12 protein-coding genes are annotated in these 14,220 nt (G+C 68.6%); 11 read left to right on the forward strand and 1 reads right to left on the reverse strand.

The genetic code is table 11. The features are described 5' to 3' along the window. Nucleotides 1–130: 130 nt before the first annotated feature. From ACEUEL_RS16250 to ACEUEL_RS16290, 9 genes are all read left to right on the forward strand, one after another. On the forward strand, nucleotides 131–1,270 hold the full coding sequence (locus ACEUEL_RS16250) for an ABC transporter substrate-binding protein (RefSeq protein ID WP_405707465.1): 1,140 nt from the start codon (nucleotides 131–133) through the stop codon (nucleotides 1,268–1,270). A gap of 20 nt (nucleotides 1,271–1,290) precedes the next feature. Then, nucleotides 1,291–3,015, forward strand: a complete 1,725-nt coding sequence (locus tag ACEUEL_RS16255; RefSeq protein ID WP_405707467.1) for an ABC transporter permease — start codon at nucleotides 1,291–1,293, stop codon at nucleotides 3,013–3,015. Next, nucleotides 3,008–4,114, forward strand: a complete 1,107-nt coding sequence (locus ACEUEL_RS16260; protein WP_405707469.1) for an ABC transporter ATP-binding protein — start codon at nucleotides 3,008–3,010, stop codon at nucleotides 4,112–4,114. Before ACEUEL_RS16255 ends, ACEUEL_RS16260 begins: the two co-directional genes overlap by 8 nt. Then, on the forward strand, nucleotides 4,114–5,040 hold the full coding sequence (locus tag ACEUEL_RS16265; RefSeq protein WP_405707471.1) for an HpcH/HpaI aldolase/citrate lyase family protein: 927 nt from the start codon (nucleotides 4,114–4,116) through the stop codon (nucleotides 5,038–5,040). The genes ACEUEL_RS16260 and ACEUEL_RS16265 overlap by 1 nt, the downstream gene beginning before the upstream one ends. A gap of 61 nt (nucleotides 5,041–5,101) precedes the next feature. Further along, entirely contained in the window at nucleotides 5,102–6,370 is a 1,269-nt protein-coding gene (locus tag ACEUEL_RS16270; RefSeq protein WP_405707473.1) for a CaiB/BaiF CoA transferase family protein, read from the forward strand. Nucleotides 6,371–6,417: 47 nt separating this feature from the next. After that, nucleotides 6,418–7,530 (forward strand): ABC transporter substrate-binding protein, encoded by a 1,113-nt coding sequence (locus ACEUEL_RS16275; RefSeq protein ID WP_405707474.1) that lies wholly within the window; start codon nucleotides 6,418–6,420, stop codon nucleotides 7,528–7,530. A gap of 18 nt (nucleotides 7,531–7,548) precedes the next feature. Further along, nucleotides 7,549–9,318: an ABC transporter permease gene (locus tag ACEUEL_RS16280; RefSeq protein ID WP_405707475.1), complete on the forward strand. Its 1,770-nt coding sequence runs from the start codon at nucleotides 7,549–7,551 to the stop codon at nucleotides 9,316–9,318. 41 nt (nucleotides 9,319–9,359) lie between these two features. After that, nucleotides 9,360–10,325, forward strand: a complete 966-nt coding sequence (locus ACEUEL_RS16285) for a hydroxymethylglutaryl-CoA lyase (RefSeq protein WP_405707477.1) — start codon at nucleotides 9,360–9,362, stop codon at nucleotides 10,323–10,325. Between the two features lie 5 nt (nucleotides 10,326–10,330). Then, nucleotides 10,331–11,194, forward strand: a complete 864-nt coding sequence (locus ACEUEL_RS16290) for an alpha/beta fold hydrolase (RefSeq protein ID WP_405707610.1) — start codon at nucleotides 10,331–10,333, stop codon at nucleotides 11,192–11,194. Nucleotides 11,195–11,205: 11 nt separating this feature from the next. Here the strand turns inward: ACEUEL_RS16290 and ACEUEL_RS16295 are convergent, their stop codons facing one another. Beyond that, nucleotides 11,206–11,835 carry an RraA family protein gene (locus tag ACEUEL_RS16295; RefSeq protein ID WP_405707479.1) on the reverse strand — a complete coding sequence of 210 codons (630 nt, stop codon included), beginning with the start codon at nucleotides 11,833–11,835 and terminating at the stop codon, nucleotides 11,206–11,208. Nucleotides 11,836–11,951: 116 nt separating this feature from the next. On the opposite strand from ACEUEL_RS16295, the gene ACEUEL_RS16300 reads away from it, so the two are divergent. Both ACEUEL_RS16300 and ACEUEL_RS16305 read left to right on the forward strand, forming a co-directional pair. Beyond that, entirely contained in the window at nucleotides 11,952–12,857 is a 906-nt protein-coding gene (locus ACEUEL_RS16300) for a LysR family transcriptional regulator (protein ID WP_405707481.1), read from the forward strand. A 94-nt stretch (nucleotides 12,858–12,951) separates the two neighbouring features. After that, entirely contained in the window at nucleotides 12,952–14,178 is a 1,227-nt protein-coding gene (locus ACEUEL_RS16305; protein ID WP_405707483.1) for a CaiB/BaiF CoA transferase family protein, read from the forward strand. Nucleotides 14,179–14,220: the final 42 nt, after the last annotated feature.

Genomic DNA, 14,220 nt, shown 5'->3' on the forward strand with positions numbered 1-14,220 from the left:
CGACCCCATGCCAACAAATATAGACCTAAGAAATCAGCTTGAGAGCCGCTGCTGCGGCGCGCGTCTCTTTTAGTAGATCGCTGCCAGCGATCAACAAATAAAGCAATAAAACAACATTAGGGAAGAAATCATGAAAAAGCTCTCGCGGCGCGCCTTCATCGCGCGCGCCGGTGCCTCCGCTGCCGGCCTGTTCGCCCTCGGCATGCCGCTGCGCGCTGTCTCCGCTGCGGCCGAGGCGGTACCGGCCGGCTATGCCCCCGACTACGCCGACATCATCGCCGGCGCCAAGGCCGAAGGGCGCCTGCTCGTCTATTCGAACATGTCGCTGCATAACTGGAAGGCCGTGATCGAGGGCTTCAGTGCCCGGTTTCCCGGCATCAAGGTCGACATGCTCGATGTCGGCTCGCGCGAATCCGTTGAACGCTACCTCGCCGAGGCGGCCACCGGCGTCGCGACGGCCGACCTGATCGCCACCGCCTCCCAGCCCGGCTGGATCGATATGCATCAGCGCAAGGAAATGCTGGACTACGTCTCGCCGGAAGCCGGCGCCTGGCCGGCATGGTCGCGTCCCTTTCCCGGTCTCTACACCATCTCCACCGATCCGCTTGTCTTTGCATGGAACGCGCTGCAGGTGCCCGCCGCCGAGCGCAGCAAGACCTTTGCCGACTTCGCGCAGGCGGCGACGCGCAACAAGACGCGCTGGGCCAACCGGGTGACGACCTATTCCCCGCTCACTTCTCCCTTTGGCTACGTCACCCACTGGTATTTCATCAAGCATCACGGCGAGCGCGGCTGGGATTACCTGCGGGCGATCGGCGCGCTGCCGCCGCGGCTCGAGAACACCGGCGGTCCGCAGATGGAGAAGGTCACCTCGGGCGAATACGTGGCGTCCTACTTCATGTCGGGCATCACCGCCTGGCCGCGCATGGAGGACCCGGCCCGCGCCAAGTTCCTCGACTGGAACTACATCGGCGACGGCCAGCCGCTGATGATGCGCGGCATCGCCATCCCGCGCGTCTCGAAGAACCCCAATGCCGCCAAGCTGATGCTCGACCATATCCTCTCCGCCGAGGGTCAACTCGCCTTCGGACGTGGCGGCCTCACCCCGGCCCGGCCCGGCCTGAAGCCCGGCAACGGCGTGCGCGCCACCTATAGCTCCGTCGTCGAGGCGGTGGGCGAGAAGAACGCCATCCTGCTCGGCTACGACCTCGCCCTGATGCAGGAATACGACGCCTTCCAGGCCAAACTGCGCGACGTCTATCAGCGCTGAACCGCGACGGGACCGCCGCTATGAATGCCCTCGCCCAGGCCGCTGCCACGGATCGGCTGGAGGAACCACGCATCGGCGAAGTGCCGATCCAGTTCGGCCTCGCCGCGCTCACTGTGGCGCTGGTCGCCGCGCCGGTGCTGCCGATCGTCTACCAGGCCTTCATCGACCGGGCACTCTACGATGCCGGGCAGCAGCTCACCCTCGGCAACTTCACCCGGCTGTTCGGCTCCGACGGCTTCTGGCGGATGGCCGGGGAAACCCTTCTGTTCGGCGTTCTGGCAACCGCCATCGCGCAGCTGGTCGGCACCGGGGCGGCGATCCTTGTCGGGCGGACGGACATCCCCGCCGGCCGGTTTCTCGGCGAGGTGTTCCTCTGGCCGCTCTACGTTTCCTCGCTCATCCTCGCCTTTGCCTGGGCGACGGTCTACGGGCCTTCCGGCTATGTCAGCCAGTGGATCGAAGCTACATTCGGCACGCTGCCGTGGAATCTCTATAGCCGGCTCGGCATGAGCCTCGTCGCTGGCGTCGCGCTGGCGCCAGTCTCCTTCATCTACGGCCAGTCCTCGGCCGGGGCGACCGACCCGTCGCTGGAAGAGGCCGCCCGCATCGCCGGCGCGGGCAAGCTCGCGACGCTGCTCAACGTCATCCTGCCCTTGATGCGGCCCTCGCTGTTCTTCTCCACCATCCTCATCTTCACCAGTTCGATCGAGATCCTGTCGATCCCTCTGGTGTTCGGCACGCCCGCCGGGCTCGAGGTGTTCTCCACCTTCCTCTACCAGAAGGTCGGCAATGCCGCGGTGCCGGATTACGCCATTGCCGCGGCGGCGGCGCTGATCCTCATCGCCATTATCTGCGGATTGATCGCGCTGCAGAACCGCGTGCTCGGCTCGACCCGCAAGTATGTGACGATCGGCGGCAAGGCGACACGCCCCCGCCCGTTCCAGCTCGGCGGCATGCGCTGGCCCTGTTTCGCCCTGCTCGGCTTCTACGTGCTGGCGGCGGTGCTGGTGCCGCTCGGCATCCTGGTGCTGCGCGCCTTCGTCAGCTTCCTGCACCCACTGGCGCCGCTGGCAGAGGTGGCGACGCTCGATAATTTCCGCGCGCTGTGGGAATTCCCGGTCTACGGCCGCTCAATCGTCAACTCGCTGGTTATCGCCCTGTTCGGCGGCGCCATGGCGACCGCGCTGGTGCTGATGATCGCCATCGTCGTGCACCGCTCCGAATTCCCGCTGCGGCGCCCGCTGCTCTATGTCGCGCTGATGCCGCGAGCGATCCCCGGCCTCATCGCCGGCATCGGCTTCTTCTACGCCGTGGCGCTCATCCCCGGCTTCGCGGCGCTGCGCAGCACGGTCGTCATCCTGATGATCGCCTTCACCATGGCCACCATCCCGCTCGGCTACGGCGCCATCGCCCCGATGCTGCACAAGATCGGCCCGGAGCTCGACCGCGCGGCGCGGGTGCAGGGCGCGAGCTGGTTGACCACAATGACGCGCATCGTCATCCCGCTGATGCGCCCGGCGTACATCGCCTGCTTCGCGATCCTCTTCATCTCCTTCTTCAAGGAATACTCGACGGCGGTGTTTCTCTACGCGCCGGGCAGCGAAGTCATCGGCACCACGCTGCTGCAGTTCTGGACGCAGGGCCATATCGGCTACGTCGCGTCGCTCTCCACCATCCAGATCGTGATCATCGCGGCCTGCGTCGCCGCGGCACGCAGCCTGTTCGGAGTGAAGGTCCATGGCTGAACTCGTCATCAGCAATCTCGAAAAGCGCTTCGGCACCTTTGTCGCGGTGGAGGATTTCTCGCTTCACGTGCGGGATGGCGAGTTCGTCAGCCTGCTCGGCCCCTCCGGCTGCGGCAAGTCGACCACGCTCGCGGCCATTGCCGGGCTCGACCGGCCGACCGGGGGCAGCATCCGCATCGGCGCCAAGGTCTGTTACGACGGCGACCGCAAGCTGTTCCTGCCGCCGGAGGATCGCGGCTGCGGGCTAGTGTTCCAGAGCTATGCGCTCTGGCCGCACATGACGGTAGCGCAGAACGTCGCCTTCCCCTTGAAGTTGCGCAAGGTGCGCGGCGCCGAGCAGGCCCGCCGCATCGCCGAGGTGCTCGCCCTGGTCGAGATGGAGAGCTATGCCGGCCGCTACCCCCATGAGCTCTCCGGCGGCCAGCAGCAGCGCGCCGCGCTGGCGCGCACGCTGGTCTACAATCCCGACATCCTGCTGCTCGACGAGCCGCTGTCGAACCTGGACGCCAAGCTGCGCGACCGCGCCCGCATCTGGCTCGGCGAGCTGCGCACCAAGCTGCGCATGACCACGATCTACGTCACCCACGACCAGGTCGAGGCGCTGGCGCTGTCCGATCGCATCGTAGTGCTGAACAAGGGCCGCATCGCCCAGCTCGGCACACCGCAGGAGATCTACGAGAACCCGGCCGATCCGTTCGTCGCGGACTTCATCGGCACGACCAACTTCATCCGCGGAGAGACGCTGGCCTGCGCCATGGGCGGCGGCCGCGCGATCCGGCTCGACGACGGGCAGGTGCTGGAGTTCCAGGCCGACGGCAGCGCCGCTTTGGGCGAGCGCGTCACCTTCGCCCTGCGCCCCACCCAGATGGTTCTGCTCGCCGGGGGCGAGCCGCCGGTCGGCGGCAGCGTCCTGAAGGCGGCAGTGGTCAGCCAGTCCTACATCGGCGGGCGCTGGCAGCTCGCCCTCGACATCGCCGGCAATCCCGTGCGCATCGACCGCGACGACCGCCACGACGGCGGCATCGCCCATATTTGGGTGCCGCGGGATGGCGGCGTGGTGTTCACGGGCGGCGCCGATGCCGGGCGGGCGCTGCACTGATGGGCCCGCACAGCCGTTTCCCGACCCTGCGCCGTTCCAGCCTCACCGTGCCGCTGAGCTCCGAGCGCTTCATCGCCAAGGCCCATCTGCGCGGGGCCGACGCCATCACGCTCGACCTCGAGGACGGCGTCGCCCCCGCGGCCAAGCCGGCCGCGCGCGAGCGGCTGCCGAGCGCGGTGGCGGAGGTCGGGCGCGGCGGCGCGGATGTCGGGGTGCGCATCAACCGTCCGCTGGCGCTCGCCGCGCGCGACATCGAGGCCGCAGTGATCCCCGGCGTCAGCTATCTCGCCCTCGCCAAGGTGCAGAGCCCCGACCACATCGCCCTGCTCGCCGAGCTGGTCGCGGAGCTCGAAGCCGAGCGCGGGCTGCCGAGCGGTGGCATCGGCTTCACCGCCGCGATCGAGACGCCTCAGGCGCTGGCGCGGGTGAACGAGATCGCGCACGCGCATCCGCGGCTGTTTGGTATCGGGCTCGGCAGCGAGGATTTCGCCGCCGCCTGCGGCATGGAGCCCACCGCCGAGACGCTGTTCGTCCCCAAGCAGATGGTGGTGATGGCCGCCCGCGCGGCTGGCATCGTCCCTCTCGGCTTCATCGGCACGGTGGCCGATTACACCGACCTCGAGGGCCTGCGCGAGGTGGTGCGGCGCTCGCGGCTGCTCGGGTTCCGCGGTGCCAGCGCCATCCATCCCGACCAAATTCCGGTGCTGAATGCCGGCTTCGGCCCGGCGCCCGGCGAGGTCGAGCGGGCGCAGGCCATCCTCGCGCTGGACGATGGGGCCGCGCGCGAGGGCCGGGGCGCCTTCGCGTTCGAGGGGCGCATGGTCGACAAGCCCGTGGTCGACCGCGCCCGCGAGACCGTCGCGCTCGCCATAGCCATCGAGCAGCGCGAGGCGCGCGCGGCGTGCCGCACCCAGCCCCATCCCTAGAACCTCCCGGCGTGCCGACCGCGTGTGGCACATCCCGACCCTGCACCAGAGGCGACGACCGATGCCCGTTCACCAGCGCTCCTTCAACCCCGCCGCCAAGGGCCCGCTCGACGGGGTCCGCGTCGTCGATCTCAGCCGCCTCGTCTCCGGCAACACGGCCACCATGGTGCTGGCCGATCTCGGCGCGGAGGTCATCAAGATCGAGGGACCGGCCGGGGATTCGCTGCGCGCCTGGCGGCGCAAGGGCATCTCCACCCACTGGAAGATGCTCGGCCGTAACAAGAAGAGCCTCGGCCTCGACCTGCGCCGGCCCGGCGCGCTGGAGGTGCTGAAGGCGCTGCTGGCGGAGGCCTCGCTGCTGGTCGAGAACTTCCGGCCGGGCACTCTGGAGAAGATCGGGCTCGCGCCGGAGGTGCTCTGGCAGATCAACCCCGCACTGGTCGTCCTGCGCATCTCCGGCTGGGGCCAGAGCGGGCCCTACCGCAACCGCCCCGGCTTCGGCACGCTGATCGAGGGCATGTGCGGCTTCGCGGCGGCGAACGGCTTTCCTGATCGCGAGCCGGTGCTGCCGCCGGGCCCGGTGGCCGACACCATGTCCGGCTTCACGGCGGCGGCGGCGGCGCTGGCGGCACTGCGGCACGTCGAAGTCTCGGGCGGCAGTGGGCAGGTCATCGATCAGTCGCTGTTCAATCCGCTCTACATCAGCCAGGGGCCGCAGGCGGCCAATTACAGGCTCACCGGCACGGTCCGCGAGCGCAACAGCAACAGTGCGCAGTACACCGTGCCCCGCGGGCTGTTCAAGACCGCCGACGACAAGTGGGTCTCGCTCTCCGCCTCGATGGAACCGATGCCGCGCCGCGTCTTCGAGGCCATCGGCAAGGGCCATCTCAACGCCGATCCGAACTACAACACCGCCGAAGCCCGCGCCGCCCGCAAGGACGAGATTCTTGGCTGGGTCGCCGACTTCATCCGGACGATGCCGCAGGCCGAGGCGGTCGCCTTCTTCGAGGCGCGCGAGGTGACCGTAGCGCCAATCTACGACATTTCGCAGATCCTCGAGGACCCGCATTTCCAGCACACGGAGTCGGTGGTCGACCTGCCCGACGACGAGATGGGCCTCATCACCATGTTCGGCTTCGTCAACCAGCTGAGCGGCACGCCGGCGGAGTTCTACCGCCCGGCGCCCCGCATCGGCGAGCACAATGACGCGATACTCAACGAACTTGGCTTTCCCGCTGCCCAGCTTGTGGCACTGCAGGAATCCGGCGCGCTCCACACCGGCGCGCCGGCCGGCCGGGAAAGCGCGGAGGCACTGCCCGCACCGGCCTGAGAACGCCGGGTGGTCCACGAAATAACAACGAACACCGGGAGGACATGATGAAATACCAGATACGGGCGCTCGCGCTGGCCGCTGGCCTGTGGACGACGGGCACGGCAGCGGGACTGGCCGCCTGGCAGCCGCCGGCCGGCTACCCCGCCGACTACGGCACCCTCCTCAAGGCGGCCGAGGCCGAAAAGTCGCTGCTGATCTACACGAACATGGAGGCGACCCAGTGGGAGGGCGCCATCCAGCTGCTCAAGGAGCGGGTGCCGGGGATCGATGTCCGCCTGCTAGAACTCAACAGTGGCGAGATCGGCGCGCGCTACGCTGCGGAAACCGCGGCCGGCATGCCGACCGCCGACCTGCTGGTGACGACGGACGTCGCCACCTGGGTCGAGCTGATGCAGAAGGACCGCATCGAGCCCTACGTCTCGTCGGAAGCCGACATCTACCCGGCTTGGAGCAAGCCGGCACCGGGGCTCTACACCATCGCCGCCGATCCGATGATGTTCATGTGGAACAAGGCCCTGCTGCCGGAGAATCTGGTTCCGTCGAGCTTCGCCGACCTCGCCGCCAAGGTGGCGGCCAACCCGGCGGTGTTCAAGAACAAGCTCACCTCCTACAACCCCACCACGCCCTACGGCTACAATGCCGCCTACGCTTTCGTCGATCGGCACGGCGAGAAGGGCTGGGAATGGCTCAAGGTGGTGGCGCCGATGACACGCCCCGACGGCACTGGCCCGATGATCGAGAAGGTCACGGCCGGCGAATATGTCCTCGCCTACTTCATGGGGGCGGGCGCCGCACGCCTCGCGCTGAAGAATCCCCAGCGGGCCGCCCTGCTCGGCCTGAAGCCGATCGCCGACGGCAGCCCGCTGGTGCTGCGCGGCGCCGGCATCCCGAAGAACGCGGCGCGCAAGAACGCGGCGAAGGCGATGCTCGACGTGCTGCTCTCCAAGCCCGGCCAGATCAGCCTGGGCCTGCGCGCCCGCACGCCGGTGCGGCCCGACGTCACCTCGGCGGACGTTGACGGCGAGCTCACCTATGCCGACGTGGTGAAGACGCTCGGCGAGGCCAACGTCATCCCCGTCGCCTTCGATCCGAAGATGGCGTCGAACACCGCATTCGATGCCTTCCAGGCCGCCTACAAGAAGGCCGCCGGCAAGTAGCGGCCGAGCGGAACAGGCATGGCCGAGGGAGATACCGAGGTGAGCATGGATACCGGCGCCATCGCGCGCGCCCTGCCGGTCGAGCCCGGGGGCCGACCGAGGCTCCCGGCGGGGCTTGGCGCCGCCGCGATCCAGTACGCGCTGGCGCTCGTCACCCTCCTGGTCGTGGTCGGGCCGATCGTGCCCATCCTGTACCAGGCGGTCATCGACCGGCCGATCTACGATGCCGGCGGCCTGCTGACGCTCGGCAATTTCGGCCGCCTGTTCGGCCACGAGGCGTTCGCCGGCGTCGTCTACAACTCGCTCGTCTTCTCTTTCTTCTCCACCCTGATTTCGCAGGGCCTCGGCGCGGTGCTGGCGATCCTGATCGGGCGAACCAACGTTCCTGGCGCGCGGGTGTTCGGCAGCCTGGTGCTCTGGCCGATCTTCATTTCCGGGCTCGTCTTCACCTTTGGCTGGTTCGTCGCCTATGGCCCTACTGGCTACCTCACCATGTATGTGAAGCTCGCCGTCGGCATCGAGCCGTGGAACCTCTACAGCCTCACCGGCATGGCGATCATCTCGGGCATCTCGTCGGTGCCGATCACGGTGCTGTTCTGCCTCAGCTCGTCGGCGCTGGCAGACACGTCGCTGGAGGACGCCGCGCGCGTGTGCGGTGCCCGGCCGCTGCGGATCCTGCGGACGGTGACGCTGCCCATGCTGGCACCCGCCATCGCCTACAGCGGCATACTGAACTTCCTCAACGCGCTGGAGACGCTGTCCATCCCGCTGCTGCTGGGCGAGCCGGCCGGCATCCGCATGTTCATGTCCTTCATCTATGCCGAAGGCATCGAGCGCCCCAAGCCGGATTACGGCCTGGTCGGCGCGGCCACCGTGGTGCTGCTGGTCATCGTCGGCCTGCTGATCCTCCTGCAGGAGCGCCTGCTCGGCAACACGCGCCGCTTCGTCACGGTGGGCGGCAAGGCCGGCCTGCGGCGGCAATTCGATCTCGGCACCTCGCGCTGGCCCGCCTTCGCCCTGCTCGCGCTCTATGCCGGCTTCGGCATCGTGATGCCGATGATGTTCGTCTTCCTGCGCGGCTTCGTCAGCTTCATCTCGCCGCTGGTGCCGTTCTGGCAGGTTCTCACGCTGGAGAACTTCGCCCAGGCGCTGACCCTGCCGGGCAATATCCGCGCCCTGTGGAACACGCTGCTGCTCTCGGTAGTGGGCGGCGCGGTGGCCACCCTCGGCTACGCCTTGGTAACCATCGTGGTGCACCGCTCCCAGTTCCGCTTCCGCGGCATCCTTAAGCTGGTCGCGCTGCTGCCGCGCGGGGTGCCCGGCATGATCGCCGGCCTCGGCGTGTTCTACGCCCTGCTGGCCATCCCGGCGATCCAGCACCTCGCCGGCACGATCTGGATCATCGGGCTCGCCTATCTCGCGCGCTATATCCCCACCGGCTACGGCGCCATGTCGCCAGCGCTGCTGCAGATCGGCCCGGACCTCGACCGCTCCGCCCGCGTCATGGGCGCCTCATGGTGGCAGTCCTGCCGGGCGGTGATCCTGCCGCTGCTGCGCCCGGCCATGCTGGCCTCCTACTGCCTGCTGTTCATCGCCTTCCTGAAGGAATACGCCACCGCCGTGTTCCTCTTCGCACCGGGCACGGAAGTGCTCGGCACGGCGATGCTGCGCTACTGGGCCAATGGCGATATCGGCCCTATGGCGGCGCTGTCAGCCATCCAGATCGCGATCACCCTCGTCTTCCTCGCGCTTGCCCACCGTATTCCCGGCGTCAGCCTCGTGCGCTGAGGCGCCCCCGGCCCCCGCCCCTTCCTCCCCGGAGAGTTTCCATGTCCCACCTGCCGTCCACCGTCGTCATCAACGAGGACGGACCACGTGAGGGCTTCCAGATGGAAAGCGCCGCGATTCCGACCGCCAACAAGATCGCGCTGATCGACGCCCTCGCCGCCACGGGCATCAGGGAAATCCAGATCGCCTCCTTCGTCAGCCCCCGCAAGGTGCCCTCGATGGCCGACGCCGAGGCGGTGGTGGCCGGCGTGAGGCCACGCGAGGGCGTCGCCTTCACCGGGCTCTATCTCAATGAGCAGGGGCTGAGGCGCGCGCTCGCCACCGGGCGGCTGCACATCGAGGGCGGCATCAGCCTGTGCGCCTCCGCCGCCTTCCTGCGCCGCAACCAGAACGCGACGCCCGCGAGCCAGCGCGAGGCGCGGCGCGCCATGATCGGCGTGTTCCAGGAGGCGGGGGTGCAAATCCTGCGCGGCAGCGTCAGTGCCGCCTTCGGCTGCAACTTCGAGGGCGACATCCCGCTGGAGCGCCTGCTGGCGACGGTGCGCGCGGTGTTCGCCATCGCCGAGGAGTTCGACATCGAACTGGAGGAACTCGGGCTCTCCGACACCATGGCCTGGGCCAATCCGCAGCAGATCCGGCGCACCATCGGCGCGCTGCGCGATGCCTATCCCGAGATCCGGCTCTGCCTGCATCTCCACGACACCCGCGGGCTGGCGCTGGCCAACGCGCTGGCCGGGCTGGAGATGGGCGTGCGCCATTTCGACAGTTCGGTCGGCGGGCTTGGCGGCTGCCCCTTCGCGGCGCACAAGGGGGCGGCGGGCAATCTGTGCACCGAGGATTTCGTGCTGATGTGCGAGGAAATGGGCGTGCGCACCGGGATCGACCTCGACCGCCTCGTCGAGGCCGCCCTGCTGGCCGAGCGCATCGTCGGCCATCCCCTGCCCGGCTCGGTGATGCGTGGGGGTTCGCTCTCGGCCCTGCGCCGGCGGGCGGCGGGAGCCGCGTGACCGCTATGCCGGCGGATGGCACAGCCGCCCACACCTCGCCCGCCGAGACCGTCGCCGCGATCGCCTGCCGCGCCCGCCGGTTCGAGACGCGCCTGGCCGACCACCCGCTGGTGTGGCGCGGCTGGGGCCGGGGCCGGCCGCTGGTGCTGCTGCACGGCGGCTACGGTTCCTGGACGCACTGGATCGCGAATGTCGAAGCCCTCGCGACCCGCCATTTCGTGCTGGCGCCCGACCTTCCGGGCTTTGGCGAATCCGGCGACCCGGACGATCCCGCGACGGCGGAGGGCGTGGCTACGCCGGTGCTCGCGGGACTTGATCGGATCATCGGCGGGCAGACCGCGTTCGACATCGCGGCCTTCTCCTTCGGCGGCTCGGTGGCGGGCGTGATCGCGGCCAGGCTCGGTTCGCGGGTGGGCCGGCTTGCGCTGGTCGGCAGCGGCGGCCTGCGGCTCGGCCGGGCCGAGCCCGTGGCGCTGACCAGCACGCGCGGGGTGGAGGATGCGGCGGCGATCGACACCATCCATCGCGCCAATCTGGCGGCGTTCATGCTCCACCGTGCCGAGAGCGTGGACGACCTCGCGGCGTATGTGCAGGCGCAGAATGTTGCGCGCGCCCGGGTGAAGAGCCGGCGCATCTCGCGCATGGGCGTCCTGCACGACCTGCTGCCGCGGATTCCCGCCCGGCTAATCGGCATCTGGGGCGAGGAAGACGCCATCGCGCGCGGGCACCTCGACGCGCGCGAGTCGCTGCTGAAAGCGTGCGATCCCCGTGCCGCCTTCCACCGCGTTCCCGAGGCCGGGCACTGGGTCCAGTATGAACGGGCACCGGCGGTCAACGCCATCCTGGCGCAGGAACTCGGCGGCACCTGATCTCGGCGATGTCAGCCGCGGGCGTAGGCGCCGTCATAGAGCCCGGCACGGATGCTGGCGATCGCCGCCTCCTCGCGCCGGATCTGGGCATGGGCGCGGGCGAGGAGGGCCGGTGCCTCCTCCAGGCTGAACGACACTACGCCATCGGCATCGCCCACCACGATGTCGCCGGGCGAGACCACCCAGCCGCCGAGCGCGACGGGAACGTTGATCTGGCCGGGGCCGTTCTTGTAAGGCCCGCGATGGATTACCGAGCGGGCAAAGCACGGGAAATCCGAATCGCGGAATGCCTCGACATCGCGAATGGCGCCATCGATGACGAAGCCGGCCGCGCCGCGCGACAGCGCGATCTCCTTCATGATCTCGCCAATCAGCGCTCGCCCGACATCGCCCGCGCCATCCACCACGATGACTTCTCCCGGCCGCACGATCTCCAGCGCCTTGTGGATGAACAGATTGTCGCCGCCGCGCGTGCGCACCGTCAGTGCCCGCCCGCACATGCGCGCGCCGCTGTAATAGGGCCCTATGCCGACCGGGCCGGACAGCCGGTCCAGATTGTCGCTGAGGATTGAGGTCGGGATCGCGCGGAACGCATCCACGAGATTCGCCGGCTCAGACGGAAGGGGAGCGGTAGCGGGCATGGCGTATCCTCCAGCTGCGCGCGGCCTTCACGCGGCCGGACGGTGGCAATTGAGCTAACACCGCTGCGCAATCGACAAAAACGATTTAAAGTCATGGTGAATCATCGCCAAAGGAGATGGCATTGATCACCCTCAAGCAGCTTGAAGCGTTCTACTGGATCGTCCAGCTGCGCACCTTCGATCGGGCCGCCGCGCGGCTGAACACCACCCAGTCGGCGATCTCCAAGCGTATCCAGGAGCTGGAGGCCGCCGCCGGGGTCGCCGTGTTCGACCGCCGCCAGCGCGGGGTCCGGCTGACCCTGCAGGGGGAACGGCTCCTGATGATCGCGGAGGAGATGCTGGAACTCGGCCGCCGGGCGGCGGCGCTGAGCCAGTCCCCGGGCTTTCCTGCCCGCAGCCTGAATGTGGGCGTCACCGAGCTCACCGCCCTCACCTGGCTGCCGCGCCTCGTCACCGAGTTCCGCCACCGCCACGGTCCGGCGGAAATCCGCCCGGAGGTCGGCAAGAGCCGCAACCTGATCGACCGGCTCCAGGAGGGCACCATCGACCTGATCATCGTGCCGGAGGTACTGGTGCCCTCCGACATCGTGGCGGTGCCGCTTCAGGAGGTCGCCAATGCCTGGCTGGCCAAGCCGGAATTGATGCGTCATTCCGGCGTGCTGTCGGTGACGACGCTGGCCGACTACCCGATCCTGATGCAGGAGCGCTCGTCGGTTTACTCGATGACGCTCACCCGCTGGCTCAAGGGCCAGGGCGTGGTCCTTCCCAACGTGATGACCTGCAACAGCCTGGTGGCGCTCATCGGCATGACCGTGGCCGGGCTCGGCATCAGCTACTTGCCGCGCCGCTGCTTCCAGGATCTGGTCGACGCCGGCAAGCTGATCGAGCTCGACACCGAGCCGGGGCCGCCCCGCATCCCCTATGTCGCCATGTACCGCGACGAAAGCGCCTCCTCCTTCACCGCCTCGGTCACCGAACTCGCAAGGGAGGCGTGCGATTTCAGCCGCCCATTCCAGAACTAATTTATCACCTGTGAGAATGTATGGATATGAAATTTAATCGCTTGTGGAGATGATGCGCGCGCCTATCGTCCCCGGAGACAGAGGGAACACATCCTTGAGCCAAGCACCGCCGCGCCCATCAACCTCGACCGGAGCCACCCGGCTGCTCGCCGGCTACCGTGTCATCGACCTCTCGAGCATGCTGGCCGGACCCTATTGCGGCTACCAGCTTGCCCTGCTCGGCGCCGAGGTGATCAAAGTTGAGGCGCCCGGCGATGGCGATCTCGCCCGCCTGTTCGGCGCCGACGCCGAGCTCGGCCAGCAGCGCATGGGCGCCTCCTACCTCGCCCAGAATGCCGGCAAGGCCTCCATCGTGCTCGACCTGAAGGCGAGCGAGGATCGGGCCACCTTTCTTGACCTCGTCCGCGAGGCCGACGTGGTGCTGGAGAACTACCGTCCGGGCGTGATGGATCGCCTCGGCCTCGGCTACGCGGCGTTGAAGGCAATCAAGCCCGACCTCGTTTTCTGTGCCATCTCCGGGTTCGGCGCGACCGGGCCGATGCGACATCGCGCCGCCTACGACCAGATCATCCAGGGCTATGCCGGCGTGATGGACGCCACCGGCACACCCGACTCCGGCCCGGTGCGGGTCGGTTTCCCGATCTGCGACATTCTCGGCGGGCTCAATGCCGCCTTCGCCATTGCCGCCGCACTGGCCCACCGCGCGACCTCGGGCGAGGGCGCGTACATCGATGTCTCGCTGATGGAATCGACCATGAGCGCGCTCGCCTGGGCCGCCTCCAACTACCTCATCGCCGGACGGGAGCCCTCGCGGCTCGGCAACGACAACGTCGCGGCGAGCCCCTCGGGCCTGTTCCGCACCGGGCGGGGCGGGCTCAACATCTCCGCCAACAAGCAGAAGCAGTTCGAGGCGCTGTGCACCGCCATCGGCCGGGCCGAACTGATCGACGATCCCCGCTTCGTGCTCCGGCCCGACCGCCTGAAGAACCGCGCCGCGCTGACGGCCGAGATCGAGGCCACGCTGCTGCATCGCCCCGCCGCCGAGTGGGAGGAGATTCTGGCCGCCGCCGGCGTGCCGGTCGGCCGGGTGCTCACCGTCGCCGAGGCGCTGAACCATCCGCACATCGCCGAGCGTGAGTTCCTGCACGAATTCGCCAACATGCCGATGCCGAGCGGCCGGCCGCTGACCATCCTGCGCGGCGGCTTCCGGGTGAACGGCGCCTCGCCCACAGTCGACCTGCCGCCGCCCGCGCTTGATGCACAGCGCGAGCCCATTCTTCGCAAGGCGCGCGAGACCCGCCACCTTGCCGCCAGCACCTGATCCCCGCAAAGGGGACGCCCGGGAGGACATCATGGGGAGGAA

It is taken from the genome of Ancylobacter terrae (assembly GCF_045108345.1).
Taxonomy (GTDB): Bacteria; Pseudomonadota; Alphaproteobacteria; order Rhizobiales; family Xanthobacteraceae; genus Ancylobacter.